General features: G+C 64.2%; 19 protein-coding genes and 1 pseudogene. 13 read left to right on the top strand and 7 right to left on the bottom strand.

Annotated features, from left to right (window positions below; translation table 11 throughout):
- Positions 1–79 precede the first annotated feature (79 nt).
- The 4 genes from HK353_RS01900 to HK353_RS01885 are packed head-to-tail and all read left to right on the top strand — an operon-like array spanning position 80 to position 4,959.
- A complete protein-coding gene (locus HK353_RS01900; RefSeq protein WP_173151706.1) occupies positions 80–1,075 on the top strand; it encodes a glycosyltransferase in 996 nt (331 codons plus the stop codon).
- A complete protein-coding gene (locus HK353_RS01895) occupies positions 1,072–2,532 on the top strand; it encodes a polysialyltransferase family glycosyltransferase (protein ID WP_173151704.1) in 1,461 nt (486 codons plus the stop codon). The genes HK353_RS01900 and HK353_RS01895 overlap by 4 nt, the downstream gene beginning before the upstream one ends.
- Positions 2,529–3,530 (top strand): polysialyltransferase family glycosyltransferase, encoded by a 1,002-nt coding sequence (locus HK353_RS01890; RefSeq protein ID WP_173151702.1) that lies wholly within the window; start codon positions 2,529–2,531, stop codon positions 3,528–3,530. The genes HK353_RS01895 and HK353_RS01890 overlap by 4 nt, the downstream gene beginning before the upstream one ends.
- Positions 3,517–4,959 carry a DUF6716 putative glycosyltransferase gene (locus tag HK353_RS01885; RefSeq protein WP_245395706.1) on the top strand — a complete coding sequence of 481 codons (1,443 nt, stop codon included), beginning with the start codon at positions 3,517–3,519 and terminating at the stop codon, positions 4,957–4,959. Before HK353_RS01890 ends, HK353_RS01885 begins: the two co-directional genes overlap by 14 nt.
- Before the next feature lie 277 nt (positions 4,960–5,236).
- On the opposite strand, the gene HK353_RS01880 is transcribed toward HK353_RS01885, so the two are convergent.
- Genes HK353_RS01880 through HK353_RS01870 form a run of 3 tightly spaced genes read right to left on the bottom strand, consistent with a single transcriptional unit; the run spans position 5,237 to position 8,353 of the window.
- Positions 5,237–5,749 carry a GtrA family protein gene (locus HK353_RS01880; RefSeq protein ID WP_173151700.1) on the bottom strand — a complete coding sequence of 171 codons (513 nt, stop codon included), beginning with the start codon at positions 5,747–5,749 and terminating at the stop codon, positions 5,237–5,239.
- Positions 5,750–5,762: 13 nt separating this feature from the next.
- The gene (locus HK353_RS01875) at positions 5,763–7,286 is read right to left on the bottom strand and encodes a hypothetical protein (RefSeq protein ID WP_173151698.1); all 1,524 of its coding nucleotides are present in this window, start codon (positions 7,284–7,286) and stop codon (positions 5,763–5,765) included.
- Positions 7,283–8,353, bottom strand: a complete 1,071-nt coding sequence (locus HK353_RS01870; protein ID WP_173151696.1) for a glycosyltransferase — start codon at positions 8,351–8,353, stop codon at positions 7,283–7,285. Before HK353_RS01870 ends, HK353_RS01875 begins: the two co-directional genes overlap by 4 nt.
- 330 nt (positions 8,354–8,683) lie before the next feature.
- On the opposite strand from HK353_RS01870, the gene HK353_RS01865 reads away from it, so the two are divergent.
- The 5 genes from HK353_RS01865 to HK353_RS01845 all read left to right on the top strand — a co-directional run bounded on the left by HK353_RS01865 (position 8,684) and on the right by HK353_RS01845 (position 13,004).
- A complete protein-coding gene (locus HK353_RS01865) occupies positions 8,684–9,652 on the top strand; it encodes an ATP-binding cassette domain-containing protein (protein ID WP_173151694.1) in 969 nt (322 codons plus the stop codon).
- Positions 9,652–10,326, top strand: a complete 675-nt coding sequence (locus tag HK353_RS01860) for a methionine ABC transporter permease (RefSeq protein WP_173151692.1) — start codon at positions 9,652–9,654, stop codon at positions 10,324–10,326. Before HK353_RS01865 ends, HK353_RS01860 begins: the two co-directional genes overlap by 1 nt.
- A gap of 161 nt (positions 10,327–10,487) precedes the next feature.
- On the top strand, positions 10,488–11,324 hold the full coding sequence (locus HK353_RS01855; protein WP_173151690.1) for a MetQ/NlpA family ABC transporter substrate-binding protein: 837 nt from the start codon (positions 10,488–10,490) through the stop codon (positions 11,322–11,324).
- Between the two features lie 253 nt (positions 11,325–11,577).
- Positions 11,578–12,378 carry an NAD(P)-binding domain-containing protein gene (locus HK353_RS01850; RefSeq protein WP_173151688.1) on the top strand — a complete coding sequence of 267 codons (801 nt, stop codon included), beginning with the start codon at positions 11,578–11,580 and terminating at the stop codon, positions 12,376–12,378.
- A 62-nt stretch (positions 12,379–12,440) separates the two neighbouring features.
- Positions 12,441–13,004: an antibiotic biosynthesis monooxygenase gene (locus tag HK353_RS01845; protein ID WP_173151686.1), complete on the top strand. Its 564-nt coding sequence runs from the start codon at positions 12,441–12,443 to the stop codon at positions 13,002–13,004.
- 89 nt (positions 13,005–13,093) lie between these two features.
- On the opposite strand, the gene HK353_RS01840 is transcribed toward HK353_RS01845, so the two are convergent.
- A complete protein-coding gene (locus HK353_RS01840; RefSeq protein WP_173151684.1) occupies positions 13,094–14,863 on the bottom strand; it encodes a formate--tetrahydrofolate ligase in 1,770 nt (589 codons plus the stop codon).
- Between the two features lie 135 nt (positions 14,864–14,998).
- Positions 14,999–15,361 carry a MerR family transcriptional regulator gene (locus HK353_RS17525; protein WP_173151682.1) on the bottom strand — a complete coding sequence of 121 codons (363 nt, stop codon included), beginning with the start codon at positions 15,359–15,361 and terminating at the stop codon, positions 14,999–15,001.
- A 54-nt stretch (positions 15,362–15,415) separates the two neighbouring features.
- Here HK353_RS17525 and HK353_RS01830 point away from each other — a divergent pair, with 54 nt between their 5' ends.
- The 3 genes and pseudogenes from HK353_RS01830 (at position 15,416) to HK353_RS17370 (ending at position 16,992) form a co-directional block, all read left to right on the top strand.
- Positions 15,416–16,216, top strand: a complete 801-nt coding sequence (locus HK353_RS01830) for an alpha/beta fold hydrolase (RefSeq protein WP_173151680.1) — start codon at positions 15,416–15,418, stop codon at positions 16,214–16,216.
- Between the two features lie 25 nt (positions 16,217–16,241).
- Positions 16,242–16,595, top strand: a pseudogene (locus tag HK353_RS17375) (methyltransferase domain-containing protein); the annotation flags it as partial.
- Between the two features lie 217 nt (positions 16,596–16,812).
- Positions 16,813–16,992, top strand: a complete 180-nt coding sequence (locus HK353_RS17370) for a hypothetical protein (protein ID WP_342589791.1) — start codon at positions 16,813–16,815, stop codon at positions 16,990–16,992.
- A gap of 45 nt (positions 16,993–17,037) precedes the next feature.
- Here the strand turns inward: HK353_RS17370 and HK353_RS01820 are convergent, their stop codons facing one another.
- Positions 17,038–18,183, bottom strand: a complete 1,146-nt coding sequence (locus HK353_RS01820) for an FAD-dependent oxidoreductase (RefSeq protein WP_173151678.1) — start codon at positions 18,181–18,183, stop codon at positions 17,038–17,040.
- Positions 18,184–18,234: 51 nt separating this feature from the next.
- Positions 18,235–18,729 (bottom strand): CueP family metal-binding protein, encoded by a 495-nt coding sequence (locus HK353_RS01815; RefSeq protein ID WP_342589780.1) that lies wholly within the window; start codon positions 18,727–18,729, stop codon positions 18,235–18,237.
- 285 nt (positions 18,730–19,014) lie between these two features.
- Here HK353_RS01815 and HK353_RS01810 point away from each other — a divergent pair, with 285 nt between their 5' ends.
- Positions 19,015–19,659: a YdhK family protein gene (locus HK353_RS01810; protein ID WP_173151674.1), complete on the top strand. Its 645-nt coding sequence runs from the start codon at positions 19,015–19,017 to the stop codon at positions 19,657–19,659.
- The last annotated feature ends 1 nt before the right edge of the window (position 19,660 follow it).

The following is a 19,660-nucleotide window of genomic DNA, read 5'->3' as shown; positions in this document are numbered from 1 at the left end:
CCGCCGAGGTGGCTCTTCCCTGTCCGCCCCACCGACGGTCGGGTGACCCGACCTTGACCGCACCTTCCGGAGAAGCACCGTGACCGATTTCGACTTGAGCATCATCATCCCCGCGAAAGATGGTGCCCCCTACCTGAGCACACTGTTCCGCTCACTGCGGCAGCAGGGCCCCGTGTGGGACCTCACTCAGCTGATCTTCGTCAACGACGGATCGAGCGATGAGACACCAGAGCTGCTGGAGGAATTCAGCACGTGGTTCCCTCATTTCGAGGTGCTCACCAACCCCGAGGCAACGGGACTCGCCAATGCCCGCAACAAGGGTCTGGCATCTGCTCGGGGCGAGCACATCATCTTCCTCGATGGGGACGATTGGCTGGCTCCGGGGCATCTGTCCTCGATGCTGGCGGCGGCCCACAGGCTCGGAGTCGATTTCATCCGCTGCGACCATACGACGGTGGAGGGGACCAAACGGGTGCGCAAACTCGCACCGATGTCGGTCCGTGATGTGCCATTGGATCCCAAGGTGGGGATCCTGCCCGTCTACGAATCGACGATGGTCGACTATCCGTTCGCGTGGGCAGGCATCTTCCACCGCAGGGTGCTCGAACAGGGGATCCTCCATTTCCCGGAGAACTTCATGACCGCCGAAGACCGGTCCTGGATCTGGCGGCTGCATCTGCAGGCCGAGTCCTTCGCAGTCGTCGATGCTCCGGGGATCCTCTATCGACGCGGGCTGGCAGGGTCTCTGTCGCGCATCGTCGACATCCGACAGCTGGATTTCATCCGCGCTTTCGGACAGATCTTCGACCTGGTCGCCGCCGAACCGGACGCCGACCGACTGTGGCCGAAGGCGATCCGCAACTGGCTGGCCATCCTCGACCATCAGATCAATCGTTTCGCAGCGTCCCCGGCGTCCCTGCGAAACCAGTTGCGAAGGGGTGCACGAACGATTTCGGCGAAGATTCCGCCAGAGTATCTGCGTGAGGAATTCGTTCTGCAGAAACAGGGACGGCAGCTCAACGTCAGCAGCTACCTCAATGACGCACCTTCGTTGATGCTGGAGATGGTGAAGTGAAACAGATCTTTCTGGCCTCGACTCTGTTCGAACTCGTCTGCTTGGCGGCAGGAATCGATGGCGGTGACTACGACCGGCCGGCGGCTCCGGCGCTGATGGGCACCGAGGGTCTCGCGCCCGAGGACACCCCGCCTCCGACCGAACGGATCCTTCTGGTCAGCAACAACGCCGTGGTCATGGAGCTCGCGGAATCCTTCGTCGATTCGCCGGGAGCCGCCTCGTTGATCGCCCGGTTCGATCGGGTCGTCAACCTCAATGAGGCGCTCGCGCCTCTGCACGTCCATCCTTCGTCATGGCGGCCCGATCATACGGATCTGCCGGTCGTGGAATCATATCTGCGTAGCCGGTGGGGGTTGGACGAAACCGACGAGATCGAGCTCGTAATCGAATCGCCCCAGGTCAATCCGGCCCTTGCGCTTGGCCGAGTGTTCTCCCGCGCGACGATCAGGGTGCATGCCGACGGACTGATGAGCTTCGGCCCGACCCGCAATCAGATTCCGCTGACGAACGGTCAGCGAATGTCCGTGCTGCATTACTTGCCGCTGGTGCCTGGAATCTCGCCGAAACTGCTCCGCGAGTTCGGAATCGTCCACCGCCCACTGGGTGTTGAGTCGTTCACCGGTGTGGTGCGCGAGCTCGGCGAGCATTCGGCCGAAGCACTGGAGGACGAGCTGGGAGGGGTTCTCAGCGCCGCGCCGTCGAGCAATCGTCCGTGGGCACTGGTGGTCGGCCAGTATCTGTCGGCGCTCGGACTCATCACTGCTGAGGAAGAGACGCAGCTGCACATCGACATGATCGAGGCCGCTGCTGCGCGCGGAATGGAAGTCGTGGTGTTCAAACCGCACCCGGCCGCTCCTCCCTCGCAGACAGGACCACTGTTCGAGGCAGCACAGAAACTCGGGATCACTCTGCAACTTTTCGACCCGCCCGTCATGGCCGAGGTCATCATCGATCGTCTGGCTCCCGACCTGATCGTCGGCGGCTTCTCGACGGCGCTGATGACTGCTCGCCAGATCTATCAGGTACCTGCCCTGGCTGTGGGTACGGATCTGCTGCTCGAAGCCATCGCTCCTTATCAGAACAGCAATCGCATCCCATTGACGATCATCTCCGAGATCTGCGACGGCAGCACCCCGGAAAAGGCCGACGCATATCCGCAGCTGAGCCGTCTGCTCGCCGCCGTCACCTACTGCATGGCACCGACGCTGTCGCACGATCTGCGTGACGCGGCAACAGACTTCCTCACAGAGGTCTTCGACGTCAGCACAGGCCACGGCGAGTCAGCCGACCGATTCAGTCGCTATTTCAAGCGCCGACGACTGACCGCGCTCGCTCTGCCGGGCAGCACGTCGAAGGCGTTTGCTCCTAAGCGCATGATCAAACGATCAGGAACGCTCGTGATCAAAGCCGTGGCAAGAAAACAACAACGCATCATGAAACGGATCCAACAGCGGTGACACCGAAGAAGAAGCGCCGGAGCGCCGTCGCTTTCGTCGAATCCCCTCTGCAGTTCCTCTCAGCTCTCGAATCCCACGAGCCGACCGAAGACCTGCTCATCCGGGCGCGGGCGAACGCAAAGGGCATGACGTCCTTCCTCGATGCCTTCGATCCGGCTTGGCTGCCGAAGAATGTCCGCCTCGAGCGAGATGGGGCGAAACCGGGAGTGTTGCGGAAGACGAACTTCGACCGGATCTATCTCGGCGATGCCTGCTCCGGTCAGGTGCACAAGGCCCTGGCGCTGGCGTATCTCGAGCGGCGGATGCCGGAGGTGGTCATCCTCGATGACGGTCTGGCCACATACTCTGCAATCGAGATCCTCACCGCCAAGCGCGGTCCCCTCGTCCGTCCCCGGCAGAAGCTCAAGGCCTCGCGCACGGTCATGGCCGCTCACGTCGCCGATCGGCTTCGCCACCTCGCCACTGTGGGCAAGCTGCGCTGGCACACGGCGCTGCCGGTGGCGAAACCGCTGCGCAAGGCTTTCCTCAAATCCGGCGGCGAGATCACCCGCCACCAATTCGAACACCTGCAGACTCTGCCCACCGGCGGCAGTCACCCGCGGGACAATCCGGTCATCGGTTCGTCCCTGGCCGCCGATGGCCTCATCGATGCCTTCGCCTACCGGGCGTGGGTCGATGACATCATCGACACTCACGGGTCGATCACCTATTACCCGCATCGACGTGAGACCGAGGAGTTCCTCGCCGATCTCGCCCAGGATGAGCGCGTGAGGATCAAACATCTCGGCCTGCCGATCGAGCTGCGGCTGATCAACCTGCCGCCGGACTCGACGATCCGCAGCCTGCCGTCGACGGCAGCGGTGTCTCTGGCGGTGCTCAATCCGGATGTGACCATCGATGTCACAGAGATCCCCGCGAAGTGGTGGACCGGCGCTTCACCCGATAGTCTGCGAAAGTCCCTCAACGCCCAGTCGGTCAAGGCAGATGACGATTCCTGAACCAGGCGATCCCCACTACAGCGGGCCGATCATGCCGCCGTCGCTCTCCGACTCCCCGCCTCGGCCCTCACATCTGACCGAGCGCACTCGCGCGGACGGTCACTCGTCGCAGTCGAACTTCCCGGACGGGCCGGTGCTGCCGCCTCGGCGATCGGCCGGGCTTGCCCCTATCCGCATCCTCTCGATTTCCGACAGTGAGTCGTATCTCAAGTGGGCGACCCAGCTGCTGTCGTCCCTGCCCGACGTGGAGGGACGCGTGTTCCTCGTCGACAATCCGATTCTGCCGACAGATGAGCAGATCGCCAGCGCCGTCGCCGGCACCGACTGGGAACACCGAGAAGTCCCCGTCATCGCGCGGGCCGACCTCGCGCAGGTCATCGCCGATCACTCCCCCGATATCGTTCTCGGTGCCGCCACCGGCCCGATCGTCGCCCAGGTCTTCCTCACCGCGCACACCAGCACTGACCGTCCAGCCCTGATCTCGGGGCTGCCCGGAATGGGTCTTCCTGCCAGCGGCAAGGGGATGAATTATCGCCGGCTGATGGATGCGTTCATCGCCCATTCCTCCGCCGAGGTGGCCGCTTACACCGAGGCGAGTGCCCGATCGCAGGTGCCCTGCGAAGTTCTGTTGGCGCGCCTGCCGATGCTGCGTTCGGAGGGCATCCCGCAGCTCGCGGCACCAGCGGAATCCCTCGCCGAGGCGACCCCACCATCCGTCGCCGCCGCGCCGTCCTCGGCGGGTGCCGCACGAACCGGTGCCCCTGCGGCCCCAAGGACTCTGCTTTTCGCCCCGCAGGCGAAGGTTCCGGCCGAGCGTGCCGACCGTGAGGCGATCATTGCGGCCCTGGCCGAGTTCGCCGACAGGCACCCGGATTCGACGGCGGTCATCAAGATGCGGTCGCGTCCCGGTGAGTTCGAAACCCATCACGAACAGCATTCCTACTTCGAGATCCTCGACGACTTCCGCACCCGCCGAGTACCTGGAACGGACCGCATCGAGCTCGGATATGGTCCCCTCAGCGACTTCCTCACCGACGGCTCGGCACTGGTCACTGTGTCCTCGACTGCCGCCCTCGAATCCATCGATCGGGGCATTCCGACCCTGCTCGTCTCTGACTTCGGCTTCAATGCCGAGCTGCTCAACGAGGTCTTCGAAGGTTCGGGCGCCACCGGAACATTGACCGATGTGGCTGCCGGGTCAATCGGATTCCCTGACCCGGAGTGGTTGGCAGAGAACTACTTTCACGCGCAAGACGGGCAGCTGCGCCGAGACCTGGGGCTGTTGGCCACCCGAGCACGGGCCGGTCAACTGCCGAACCGCCGGTCGGCATTGCTCAAGCAGAAGCGGATGCTCATTCGAGCCGAACTGCGCACCGTCACCCCGGCCCCCGTCGTCAGCGCCTACCGCAAGCTGCGCCGCACCCGCTGACAGCGCGACAGCCTGAACTTAGGTCGCTTTCGGACTTTCGCGCCGAAACATAGGTCAGCATCGGATAATTTCAGCGCCGGAGACTATCCGATGCTGACCTAAATTCTTGACCAGCGGCGAGCAGTTGCGCATCGGGGCCCCTAAGTGGTCAAAATGGTCACAGAAAACTCGGATGGGCGCGACCATTTGTCCCACCCAAGCGGAGGTGGGAGGAAGCGGGCAAGCATCCAAGCCGCCGGAAGAGAGGCGGAGCCAGCAGCGCGAGCGGCCGCAGACCTCAGCCCCGGTCGTCGGGGACCCGGCTCGATTCCTCCATGGGAACGACCACCTCGGTGTCGGGGGCCTGGTCCTTGAACACCCAGGTGCGGTAGGCGTAGAAGCGGAAGATCATCGCCAGTCCGATGCCGATGACATTCGTCGAGATGTTGTAGGTGAGCTGGTCGCGCATATCGAGCAGGTACCAGGTCACACCGAGGGGGATGACCGTGATGATCATGCCGACGAGGTTGACCGCGACGAACAGGACGATGCCGCGCAAGTTCGAGTTCGTGGTCCGGTCGCCGTAGGTCCAGAGCTTGTTGCCCATCCATACGACGATCATCGACAGGATCGTCGAGATGATCTTCGACTTGATCGGGCTGCCCTCGAGGAGGGCGGGAATCGGACCGAACCCGTAGGCCAGAAGGTTCGACAGGCCGACGTCGACGATATAGCCGAGCCCGCCGACGGTGAGGAACTTGAAGGCTTCCACCGCCAGGCGCCGGAGACGGTCCGAGAATGACTCTTTCATAACTGAACTCAGTCTATGGCCCTAGGATTCGGACTTGCTGGATCAGGCGCTGAGCGAGCCAGAGGACGATCGCGAAGGTGACGGCGAGCGCCGGCCAGAACGTGTACCGGAAATGGTTCGCCGGCACGATCGGGAAGTACCCGAAGATGTAGCACAGCGCCGAGGCGGCCAGGACCGTGATCTCGGGCCAGAAAGACCGCGGCCGGTGGGCAGACGCGTTCAGTTCCCGACGGGTGCGGCTGCGCGATCGGTACCCGAGACCGAGCAGCAGAACGGCGACGAGGGTCCAGAACCAGGGCTTGAAGAGCATCGGGAAAGTTCCCAGCGCGAAGTCCTCGACATACGGTCGGAAGATGTAGTCAGCCTTTGGGCTCCCTGCAGGCAAACGTGCCCTCTGCGCATCGCCGTCCCAGTCGGCCTCCCAGTATTCGAGCTTCGAGGTGAAGAAGTAGGAGGAGTAGACCGATGTCCGATATTCGATGTAGCTGACCGGATGAGTCACGACTTCGTTCAACCACAGCGACTTCAGCTCATCCTGGTAGGCAATGGGACTGAATGCCTTCCCAGTCGTGCCTCTGCCGTAGCAGTTCCAGTAGGCGTCCCAGATCTCGCCCCTCTTCAGGCATTTGTCGCGCGCAGAACTGATGTGATCTTTGAGCGCTCTGGGTGCGTCAGACGACTGCAGTCGAGATTCCGGCACGGAGAACATCACGTCGTCGAGGAAGATCTGTGAGATCTGACCGGTCTTCGTCACTCCCAACTGCGAGGCGATGACCGCGTCGGTGACTTTGACTCCTCCGCCGATGAGTCCGAGCACGATCAGCGACGAGACCGCCGTCAGCAGAAGCGGGCGTCCCTTCTTCACGGAGTCTGCTGTCGGCTCTGAAGTCTCCGGTGACGCGGAGCCTGGAGGGGTGGCTGAGTCTCCAGATCGTCCTCGACGATGGCGCCACAGATGCACCAGGCACCACCCGCCGTACACGGCGATCGGCACGACCGCGAACACCGCATTCTTCCGCACCCCCACCGCATAGACGAGGAGGGTCAGCGCCGGAAGCCACAGCAGCCACGTCTTCGGGAGGAAGCGGGTGATCATGATGAGGACGACGGCGAGCAGGATGGCCACGGCCATCTGCGTATCCTTCCACAGCGTCGTCATCTGGGAGACGACCCAAGGCGTGACCATGATTGTCGGCCCCAAGAGCGACACCCACCTCGGCGCCCCAGATCGGTGGACGAGCACCCCGATCCCCCACGCGGCCGCGGCCAGCAGTCCGACCTGCAGCAGGAGCAGACTGCCCGGGTCTCCGGTGATGTCGATGAGGATTCGCCACACCGCGCTCATCACCGGCGGATGCCAGTCGGTGACGGGAATCTTCTCGGTGGCCTGCAGGTACTGATTGGCGATATCGACATTGACCCGACCGGGCCAGAACAGACGCAGGAAGATAAACGACCATGCGAGGGTGAAGAGAGCAAGCAGCAGGTCCCATGCCAGCGGGGACGTCAGCCACCTGCGAATAGCAGAACGACTCATGAAGCGAAGCGTGCCCGCACCTGCCGGCTCGGCTTCATCCGTGCTGCGTCGGCGAAGATCTCTGCCTCCGGAGCTGAAAACTCTCGGTCCGGGGGACCGGTCTGTCGCGGAGCCTGCCGCTGCGTGACGGGTCGTCCGGTCACAGCGGGCAGGCTGAGATAGACCAGGCGGGAAGTCTCTCGACGAGCCCTGCGGAGACCGTCCAAGGTCAGGCCGACGCTGCCGAGGAGGAAGGCCAGGCCCATAAGCGCGGTGGCGAGGATCGCCGTCGGGAACCTCGGCACCAGCCCGGTCTGCCAGAACTCCCACACCACGGGCAGGCCGAAGACCAGCGACACCGCGGCGAGCACGGCCGTCAGCGTGCCGTAGAACAGGCGGGGTCGTTCGTGACGGACGAGAGCGGAGATGAGCCCGAGGATGCGGAACCCGTCCTTGAAGGTCGAAAGCTTCGACTCGCTTCCGTCGGGTCGGTCACGGAAGTCCACGGCCACCTCGGTGGTGGGAAGGCGCAGGGACATCGTGTGCACGGTCAGCTCGGTCTCGATCTCGAACCGGCGGCTGATCGCGGGGAACGACTTGACGAAACGGCGAGAGAACACGCGGTAGCCCGAGAGCATGTCGGACACCTGCGAACCGAAGAGCCACCCGGTCAGCCGGTTGAACATCTTGTTCCCGGCTTCGTGGCCGGGACGGTAGGACGTGGTCTCCTGATTGTCCTGGCGAACGCCGAGCACGTGGTCGTAAGGGCCGGAGATCAGGGTGTCGATCATCTCGGGCAGGTGGGCCGCCTCGTAGGTATCGTCGCCGTCGATCATCACGTAGATATCGGCGTCGATGTCGGCGAAGGCGCGGCGGACGACATTGCCCTTGCCGGGGACGTTCTCCTTGCGCACGATGGCACCGGCGTCAGCGGCGCGCTGCGAGGTGCGATCGCTCGAGCAATTGTCGTAGACGTAGACCGTGATGCCCGGGACCGCGGCCTTGAGGTCGCCGACGACCTTGGCGACGGTGATCTCCTCGTTGTGGCAGGGAACGATCGCTGCGATCCTCGTCGTCTGCTCGTGCATGTGCGTCCCATCGTGGCCGGTCCAATCCGATTTTTCAGGCATACGCCGCCGAGGTGGCCGCAGGGTTACGACAAGGACAACTGCGGTTTGTGTTGTCGTCGGCTTTCATTCGAGTTCATCTCGTCGTCACCTTGGACCGGGTCCTCTGAGAGTGAGTTCTCCGTCACGATCACTCCGTTATGCGTCCTTTTATGACATCTGCCTGTGAGGATCATGCGATTCCTTGTCATCCTGAATCGTCGGCCCTACTGGACCGTAGACCGGCCCATCCCCAAATCTCTGCCGTTCACCACCGTGCGCGGCATTCGTCAACCACACGAGGAGGCGCCTGTGATCGAACTGCGCGCACTGCGGAAGGTGTTCGGAGAGACCGTCGCCCTGGAGGAGATCGACCTCTCGGTCCCCGCCGGAGAGATCCACGGCATCGTCGGCCGCTCCGGCGCCGGCAAGTCCACGCTCATCCGCTGCCTGACGGGGCTCGAGTCCCCCACCTCCGGGACGGTGTCGATCAACGGCGTCGACCTCACGAACCAGTCCGGTGCCGGATTGCGCGAAGCCCGTCGCAGCATCGGCATGGTCTTCCAGCACGTCAACCTCCTCGACTCGAGCACGGCGCTGAAAAACGTCGCCCACCCGCTCAAGATCGCCGGAGTGCCGAAGGCCGAACGCCTGGGCAAGGCCCGTGAACTCCTCGAATTCGTCGGCCTCGGCGACCGAGTCGACAACTATCCGTCCCAGCTCTCGGGCGGACAGAAGCAGCGCGTCGGCATCGCCCGAGCCCTGGCCGCAGAGCCGAAGGTGCTGCTGTGCGATGAGCCCACCTCGGCGCTGGATTCGACGACGACGGATCAGATTCTCAGCCTCATCCGCTCCCTGCGCGACCGCTTGGGCATCACCGTCCTCATCATCACCCACGAGATGTCCGTCATCCGTGAGATCTGCGACTCCGTGACGCTGCTCGCCGACGGGCGCGTGGCCAAGACCGGGAAACTCGCCGAGGTCATCGCCGAGCCCGGATCGGTCCTGGCCAAGGATCTCGTCCCCCTGCCTCCGGTCAGCATCGATGACGGGGCGGGCCACCTCGTCGAGGTGTCACTGGCCGGAACCGATCTGCCCACCGTGCTCACCACCGCACGGAATGCCGGTGCGAGCGCCGAGGCGATCCTCGCCGGAGCCGTGGAGACGATCGAAGGCCGTCAAGTCGGTCGACTGCGCTTCTTCGTCGGCTCCGCCGAACAGGCGAAAGAGCTGATCAGCGCCCTGAAAGCCGATGGAATCTATGCGGAGGAGGCTGCCTGATGAACGATCCCACGTGGTTCGACAACCCGGCGATCGCCGATCAGATGTGGCCGGCCACCATCGAGACTCTGCTCATGACGGCCTGGTCGACCGGACTCGCCGTCCTCTTCGGACTGCCCTTGGGCATCTGGCTGTTCACCGCCTCGAAGGGCGGACTGAACTCGAACCCGGTCGTCTATCGGGTGCTGTCCTTCATCGTCGACATCACTCGTTCGATCCCTTTCATCATCCTCATCATCGCGCTCATCCCCTTCGCCCGATTCGTCGTCGGCTCGGCGCTGGGCTGGCAGGCGACCGTGGTGTCGCTGACGATCGGCGCGATCCCCTTCTATGCCCGCCTGGTCGAGAACTCGCTGCGCGAGGTCTCCGAAGGCAAGATCGAAGCCGCGCTGATGATGGGTGCCTCGAATGGGCAGGTCGTCCGTCAGGTCTACGTGCCCGAAGCGATGCCCGGTCTCATCGGAGCCGCCACGGTCACCTCGGTGACGTTGGTGTCCTACACCGCGATGGCCGGTGCAGTGGGCGGCGGCGGCCTGGGAGCGTTGGCGATCTCCTACGGATACAACCGTTATCAGGGCGACACGATGATCGCGTGCATCATCGTCCTCGTCCTCATCGTCACGCTGATCCAGATCATCGGCGATCGGCTGGCCCGCACGGTCGACCACCGGTGAGCCGCCTCGGCGGCGTCGATCGCGTCCGGCGCGGCGACGGAACTCCGAGTTAAGTGTGCTCAGATTGTCCGAATCGGCGACGAAACCGGCAATCTGCGCACACTTAACGGCCACCACTGCTCACCCCTTTGCACAACACACATCACACATCAAGGAGAACCATGAAGACGAAACTCATTGCGATCGCGGCCAGCGCGACTCTGCTGCTCTCGGGCTGCGGACTCGTCGGCGGCGGTACCGACTCCGTCGGTGAGAAGGACGGCGACATCACGAAGCTCACCGTGGGTGCGACCCCGGTGCCGCAGGGCGACATCCTGCGCTACGTGGATGAAAACCTCGCCGAGGATGCCGGCCTCGACATCGAGGTCACCGAGTACACGGACTACACGCTGCCGAACAAGGCGCTCAACGACGGCGACATCGACGCGAACTACTTCCAGCACAAGCCGTACCTCGATTCCGAAGTCGAAGGCCAGGGCTACGAGATCACCGGCTTCGAGCCGATCAACCTCGAGCCCTTCGCGCTGTTCTCGAAGGACATCAAGGACGTGGGTGACATCCCGAAGAATGCCAAGATCGGCATCAACAACGATCCGTCGAACCAGGGTCGCGCGCTGAAGATGCTCGAAGACGCGAAGCTCATCACCCTCAAGGACGGCGTGGACGCGGTCGATGCGAAGCTCTCCGACGTCGAGGACAACCCGAAGAACGTGAAGTTCGTCGAGGCCGACGCCGCGCAGCTGGCACGCACCCTCGAAGACGTCGATGCTTCGGTCATCAACGGCAACAACGCTCTGGAAGCCGGTCTGAGCCCGGCCAAGGACGGCATCCTGCTGGAGAAGGCCGAGGACAACCCGTACGGCAACTTCCTCGCCGTGCGTACGGAGAACAAGGACGACGAGAACATCAAGAAGCTCGACGAGCTGCTCCACTCCCCCGAGGTGAAGAAGTTCATCGAGAAGAAGTGGGCCGACGGCTCCGTCCTCCCCAGCTTCTGACCCCAATTGCTACCTGACGGCGGCCCAGCAACCTCGCGCCTGGTTGGTGGGCCGCCGTCAGGTGTTTTGGGGCGGAGTTGGTGGGTGTGCGCCAGCGATCAACATCGTCCGATCCCGAGACCGACGACACTTCTTGCAACTCGGCGAAGAGCTTCTCCACAGTCACGAGCCAGACCGCTGACGCGTCGTCCAACAGACGATGACACAATGCGAACAGACGGAAGAACTCACCTCGTCACTCAAGGAGGAGAACATGAGCACGATCGGAGTCATCGGTGTCGGCGAGATCGCCTCGGCGATGGTCGAAGGGTTGAGCGGGGGCACTGCGACAACAGAGAACGGCGGTGCGCCCGAAACCGGACTGCGGTTCGTGCTCTCCCCGCGCAATGCCGAGCGGGCACGGCATCTTGCCGACACGATTGAGACCGCCGAGGTGGCCGAGAGCAACCAGGAGGTCGTCGATCGCAGCGACCTCATCGTCCTTGCCGTCCTCCCTCAGCAGGCTGCAGGCGCCCTCGGCGCCCTCGACATTCCGGCAGAGAAGACGTTGGTCAGCGCAGTTGCCGGGATTCCGACGGACGAGCTCTCAGCGCTCCTCCCCCACGATCCGGACATTGTGCGGATCATCCCGCTCCCGGCCGTCCGTGAACGCAAGGGAGTAACGGCGATGTTCCCCGCCGACGGCGATGTCGAGGCCCTCCTCGACCTCCTCGGCGGATCGGTCACGGCCGCCGACGAGACGAAGTTCAGCACGCTGTCAGCTGTGACGGCAACGATGTCGGCACACTTCGCGTTTCTGCAGACGATCACCGCATGGCTGGTCGACCGGGGGTGGGATCAGGCCGATGCCGACCACTTCATCCGAGGCCAGTTCATCGGTCTCGGCACCACGCTCGACCAGTCCGAGGCTCCGATCGCCGATCTCGTCGCCGCGCATGAGACTCCGGGCGGACTCAACGAGCAGGTCAACCGGGACTGGATGGACGACACTAACCGCGCGAACCTAGCAGCCGCACTCGACCGAGTCTTCATTCGGGTGACCGGGGACGCCTGAATTCGGCGCGGCAGTTCCAGGCGGCTGCTGGTGCTCGCGAGCGGGTCTCTATACTCTCCCTTATGCTGCAAACGTCGCCGATCACCGTCTCTATCACCCGCACCGTTCAGCCCGGTCAGCACCGCCGGTTCACCGCCTGGGCCCAGGCCGGGCAGGAACTGGCTCGCGAACGCGAGGGCTACCTCGGATCGGGTTGGGTGCGGACGAGCCCGGACTCCGATGAGTGGCATCTGCTCTATCGTTTCGCCGATGAGAAGACCCTGCGGGCCTGGGATGATTCCGAGGACCGCCGTTGGTGGATCGAAAGCGCCGCCGGACTCGTCGAGACCACCCGCGTCGAACACCGCACCGGTATCGAGGGCTGGTTCGAACCGCAGGGTGAGGAGACCCTGACGATTCCCGAATCCGTCGTCCCGCCTCGGTGGAAACAGGCCGTGAGCATCTTCTTGCCGTTCTTCCCCCTCAGCCTGCTCTCGACGTTTCTCCTCATGCCCCATTTGCACAGTTGGCCGACGGTGCTCGCTGTGCTGCTGAACATCTGCATCCTCACACCGCTGATGACCTACATCTTCTTGCCGATGAGCACCCGTCTCCTCCGTCCATGGCTGCAGAAACCACGACGCTAGGCACGACAGACCCGCCCCATCTGCTACCTGACGGCGGCCCAGCAACCTCGCGCGAGGTTGCTGGGCCGCCGTCAGGTAGCAATTGGCACTCAGAAGAGGCCGGTGATGTTGCCGTCCTCGTTGACGTCGATCTTCAGTGCAGAGGGTTCCTTCGGCAGGCCGGGCATCGTCATGATGTCCCCGGCGATGACGACGACGAAGCCGGCGCCTGCTGAGAGCCGCACGTCCTTGACCGCGATGATGTGGTCCTTCGGCGCCCCGCGCAGGCTCGCATCCGTCGACAGAGAGTACTGGGTCTTCGCAATGCAGATCGGCGCGTCCCCGTAGCCCTCGTCGGTGAACTGCTTGAGCTTTCGTTTCACCGCGGTCGGCAGGTCGACGTCTTTCGCCTGGTAGATCCGCTGGGTGATCGTGCGGATCTTGTCCTCCAAGGGTTCATTGAGCTCGTACGAGTAACGCGGCACCGCCCGCTGAGGGCGAGTTCCGGACGAATCGTGCGGTTCTTCGGCTCGATTCTCATCACGAATCGTCCGGAACTCGCCGTCAACACCGGCGGCGGCATCAACCACTGCCTCGGCGAGCGCCAGCGCACCCTTGCCGCCATCGGCCCAATGCGTCGATTCGACGGCCGCAACCCCGAGCCCATCCAAATGGGCGATCGCCGCGGCCATCTCCTCGTCGGTGTCCGTGGGGAATCGATTGAAGCACACCACGGGAGTCAGTCCGTAGATCTCACGCAGGTTCCGACAGTGCAGCTCGAGGTTGCCCATCCCCTCCAGCACCGCCGACACATCAGGAGAGTTGACCTCGGCCACGTCAACGCCCCCGTGGTACTTCAATGCACGCAGCGTCGCGACGACCACTACGGCCGAGGGCCAGATGCCCGCGATCCGGCACTTGATGTCGAGGAACTTCTCGGCCCCGAGGTCCGCACCGAACCCGGCTTCGGTGACGACCCAGTCCCCCAGCGCCAGCCCGGCCTTCGTCGCCAGCAGACTGTTGCAGCCGTGAGCGATGTTGGCGAACGGTCCACCGTGGATGAACGCCGGCGAATGCTCGAGAGTCTGCACGAGGTTCGGCGCCAGAGCATTGCGCAGCAGCGCGGTCATCGCCCCGGCCGCCCCGATGTCAGCCACGGTGATGGGTTCCCGGCCCCTGCTGTGCGCAAGGACGATCCGACCCAGCCTTTCCTTGAGATCGACCAACGAGGTAGACAAGCAGAACACGGCCATGACCTCGCTGGCGACGACGATGTCGAAGGCGTCCTCGCGGGGCACACCCCCGTTGAGGCCTCCGAGTCCGACGACGACCCCGCGCAGCGCGCGATCATTGAGGTCGACGACGCGGCGGATGTGGATGCGCCGCGGGTCGACGTCGAGGTCGTTGCCGAAGTGGATGTGGTTATCCAGCATCGTCACGGCGAGGTTGTTCGCTGCGGCGATGGCCGCGAAGTCCCCGGTGAAGTGGAGGTTGATGTCCTCCATCGGCACGACCTGGGCGTATCCGCCGCCGGCCGCGCCGCCCTTCATCCCGAAGACCGGGCCCATGCTCGGCTCCCGCAACGCGAGCACAGCCCGCCCGACCTCGGGCTTTGAGCGGGCGAGTTCATTGAGTCCGTCGGCCAGGCCGATGCTCGTCGTCGTCTTGCCCTCCCCGGCCGGGGTCGGGCTCATGGCCGTGACAAGGATGAGCCGGCCCTCGGTGGCATCCGCGGCCGCCTCGTCGAGGACGTCGATCGGCACCTTCGCCTTCGTCCATCCGTGTGGAATGATGTCCTGCGCGTCGAGACCCAACCCAGCGGCGATGTCGACGATGGGATCGAGCTCAGCGCTGAGCGCAATGTCCATATCAGTGGTCATAAGGCCATCATGCCCGTTCTGCGAGATTTTGTGACCATCACCGCCCCGAGAATTCGCGCAATGTGCACTGAGTTCCGCCCACCGCAACATTCCCCTCGCCGAGGCGGCCGACCGTCCCGTCCTAATGCGGCCCACTCACCCCGCATATTCCGAGCATTCCGGACACCGGGTCATGAAGTCGTGTCGACATTCGCGGACGTGGAGTAGGAACTGCTCCGCTGAGTCCAGCGAGATTCGCTGCGCCCGAATCGCCACCAAGCGAGCCGCGATCACCGAGGCACGTCCCGCCTCGCCGCGATGCAGGATCGCTCGGATCTCGGCAAGACTCATGCCCACTCCCTGACACGACAACACGATCCGGCACCGGCTCAGATGCTCAGCCGAATACTCCCGGTGCCCGCTCGCGGTCCGGCCCGGCACGACGACGCCTTCGTCCTCCCAATGCCTGAGCACATGCGCAGCCGTTTCCAACTCGGCGGCCGCATCTCCGATCCTCATGAGACCATGATGACACCTTGACTTCAGGTTGACCTGAAGTTCTACCGTCGCTTCATGACGACGCCAACCGACCGCAGTCCCGCCATCCGCACCATCACTGACCGCCTCACCCTCAGCGACGGCAGCGAGGTCGCCACCACGACACTCGAACCGAGCGACCGCGACAACGATCAGGTGCGCCTCGGCGAGGTCATCATCTGCCACGGAACCCCCTGGTCATCGCACATGTGGCTGCCGCTCGCCCGCGAACTCGCGCAGACGAAACGAGTCCGACTCTGGGACATGCCCGGCTACGGCGAATCGATTCCCGCCACATCCGGCGAGTCGATCCCCGCCCCGGCCGGAACGTCGGCACAGCCGACGGACGATCCCCTCGCCGAGGCGACCCCCGCCGTTGATCTCATCACCCAACGTCGTCGTCTGGCCGAGCTCATCGACTGCTGGACCATCTCGGATCCCCACGTCATCGCCCATGACATCGGCGGCGCCGTCGCACTCGGCGCGCACCTGCTCGAAGGCAGTGATTTCGCGTCGCTGTATCTGCTCGATGTCGTGACCCTCGACCCATGGGGCTCACCGTTCTTCCGCCTCGTCGCCGAGAACGAAAAGGTCTTCGCCGCGCTGCGTCCCGAGCACACGGCACCCATCGTCGACCGCCTCGGCGAGGCCCGCTGCCCGGTCCGCATCGGGTGGGGTGCGGACGATCCGTGGATTCCCGCCAACCAGGCCGACCGACTCGCCGAGGCGCTTCCCCACCGTCCGTACGTGACCCGGTTCCCGCGCACCGGGCACCTCGTCCCGCTGGAGGCGCCGCACGACCTCCACGCCGATGTGACCGCATGGCTTCACGGGTGAGAGACGTGTGCGCGAAGATGACGGTATGCGCGCATTCGACGAGCTCGTTACCGAAGCACAATCGGCCGATGTCACCGGCTGGGGATTCGACTGGCTCGACGGACGCGCCACCGAGGAGCGACCACCGTGGACCTACTCGACGCTGCTGGCCAGACGGCTGTCGACGGCGACCGCGGCCCTCGACATCGACACCGGCGGCGGTGAGGTCATCGACGAGGCACCCGTGCTGCCGCCGCGCATGGCCGCGACCGAATCGCACCGCCCCAACATCGCCGTGGCCCGCCATCGGCTCGGTCCGCGTGGCGTCGATGTCGTCGAGGCCGATCCGCGCCGACTGCCGTTCGCCAACGGCAGCTTCGACCTCGTCACCTCCCGCCACCCCGTGAGCCCCGCGTGGTCGGAGATCGCCCGCGTATTCGTCCCCGGCGGCACCTACCTCGCCCCGCACGTCGGCCCGGCCTCGGCGTTCGAGCTCATCGAGTTCTTTCTCGGGCCGTTGCCGGAAAATCGTCGCTCACGGCACCCGCAGACCGAAATCCGACGCCGCCGAGGCGGCCGGACTCACGGTCGAAACGCTGCGCACAGCACGCTGCCGCATGGAGTTCTTCGACGTCGGCGCGATCGTCTGGATCCTGCGCAAGTGCCCGTGGTGGGTACCCGATTTCACAGTCGCCGACTACCTGCCACAGCTGCGCGAACTCAACTCGCGGATGCGCAGGGGCGAGCCCTTCGTCGCGCATTCGACAAGGCACCTCATCATCGCGTCAACGCGCTGAGGCACCTCCTCACGTCGAAGCGCCGAGCCGCCCGTCGCCGGCAGCTCACCGAGCAGAAACGCCCACCCGGAACCGGTCCGGCACTTCACCGGCACCAGTGGCGAGGTCGGCTGCGAACTCTCCGAGCAGCGGCGCGAACTTCGCCCCGTGCCCCGAACAGGCCGAAACGAGAACGAGACCGTCGACTGCGTCGATGACGAAGTCCTCGTTCGGTGTGTTCGTGAACAGGCATGTGGTCTCCGCGTACGGTTCCGGAAAGAGTCCCGGCAGATTCCGCTTCGCATAGTCGATCATCCGGGTCCGCATCTCCTCGGTGATCTGTCCGTCCTGGTCAAGCGGCGATCCGATCACCTTCCCACCGTTGAACTGGGCGAATTTCTGCCCCGCGAAATCGGCATCCCGACCGCCGGGAAGTCCATAGGTGAACATCTCACCGGATTTGTGGATGAACGTCGGCCAGGGTGTGCTCGGCCGCCCGTCCGCGCCGGCATCGCGGTAGGGCATGTGGAAAGCCTGCTCCTGCCGCACTTCGAATCGCGGCAGCGCATCGAGGAACGCCTGCGGAAGACCAAGATCGCCGAGGAGGTCGGGCAGCCACCCGCCCGCCGCGACGATGACACGGTCGCCCTCGACGACTTCGCCTGTCGCCGAGGTGACACGGAAGCCGCCCGCGGACCGTCGGGCCACCTCGGTGACCGTCCAATCGATGAGGACCCGGGCCCACCCGGTGTCCATCGCACGGTCGAGCATGGTCGTCACCGTGGTCTCGGCGTCGATGACGCCGGCATCGGGGTGCCACAGGACGTCGGTGTCGAAGACGAACTGCGGCCACCGTTCGGCGGCTCGTGCCGGGTCGAGGACCTCGTACTCGACTCCGACTGCCTCGAAGATCTCGGCGAGCAGATCCGTGTGCCGGGCATCGCCGAAGTCGAGCGCTCCCGTTCGAGTGATGAGCTCGGTCTCCGACTTCGTCTCGAGGTCATCCCACAGTTCCCGGGCGCGTACAACGAGCTCGGTGTAGAGACGATCCGGGTAGGCATAGCGGAAGATGCGGGCCGAACCGTGGGAGCTGCCTCGGTCGTTGGCCGGAGTGTGCCGTTCGAGGACGGTGACGTCCTCGCCGCGCGCGGTCAGGGAATATGCGGCTGCGGCACCGGCCAAGCCCGCTCCGATGACGATGTGGTGGGTCATAGCTGCGCTCCTGTTGGATGGGCGTGATCGGTCGGCCGCGCCTGATCGTGTCTACTGCAATTCGAGGTCGGTCACGCAGGTGGGCCCATCGCTTCTCGTCGAGAACTCGGTCGTTCCGGTCTTGCCCTCGGCGGTGATTTCGATGGTACCGGTGATGTCGGATGGCACCCAGAAGCCCACGAAACCGTTGTCGAAGGTCGTCGTCGAGTCATCCACCACTGTTTTGCCTGTCGCCGAGTCGGTGATCACCACATCGACGTCCTTCCCGCTCAACTCACCGAGACAGGTCGTGAGGCTGTGGTAGAAGCAGTCGTGTGTCTCATCGACGAAGGGAGCGATGGACACATAGCGCCTCCCCTCCGGCAGTGCCATCGTCGCCTCGTCCTGCCCGTCGGTGAGGACGAGCTCGTCCGGCTGCACCGAGGCCATGAGGTCGGTGGGCCTCTCGTCGACAGGCAGGCGATCGAGATGATCGATGACTCCGGTGACGTCTTCGTCGGCCAGATCGAGATCCGCAAGCAGCGCTTCGGCCGAACCCGGCTGCACCGCCGCGGACTCTCCTGATGCAGCGGACGACCCGCTTCCCTGCCCTGGAGCCGAACACCCAGTCAGTGCTAGAGCCAGGGCCGTCGCACCCAACACGAATTGCGTCGTTCTCATATATCTCCCCATGTCATTACGGGTGCAGAGCACCTCTGTCGTCTTGGCAATCATACCCTCAAGGGGTATAGGGTGATCGTGGCGGGCCCAAGGAATGGGATGCCCTCAGATACTCTCATCTTCCGCCGAGCGAATCCGACGCGACCGTCTCACAGGATCAGGAGACCACTCATGAAGAAGCTCACTCCGACCATTCGATTCACTGCAGTCGCCGCAGCACTCGGACTGGCATTGGCGGGTTGCTCAACCGCGAATGACGACACCCGAGAATCCGGCGGCGAGGACTCCCACGGCAATCACGAATCCGCCTCGAATGAAGCAGGCGGGGCCGATCACGAAGATACGGACAGCAGCGAATCCGGACATGAATCGGGCGGACATGAAGGACACGCTGCCGACGGCGGCGACCCACCGGCAGGAATCACGAAGGCCGCCGACCCGAAGTTCGACGTCGGTGACACAGTCGTCCTCTCCGCCGATCACATGCCGGGCATGAAGGGCGCCGAGGCAGAAGTCTCCGGCGCGTTCGACACGACAACGTATTCGATCAGCTACACGCCGACCGATGGCGGAGACCCAGTCGAGGATCACAAGTGGGTCGTCCACGAAGAGCTTGAGGATCCGAGCGAAGCGCCGCTGGAGAAGGGCGCGAAAGCCACCGTCACCGCCGACCATATGCCCGGAATGAAGGGCGCCGAGGCGACGATCGACTCAGCGACCGACGAGACCGTCTACATGGTCGACGTAAAGACAGATGAGATGGAGATGACGAACCACAAATGGGTTGTCGAAAGCGAGATGAAACCCGTGGAGTGAG

Origin of the sequence: Brevibacterium permense (genome assembly GCF_013280495.1) — a bacterium.
GTDB classification, from domain to species: Bacteria; Actinomycetota; Actinomycetes; order Actinomycetales; family Brevibacteriaceae; genus Brevibacterium; species Brevibacterium permense.
This window is presented reverse-complemented; position numbering and strand designations above follow the sequence as displayed.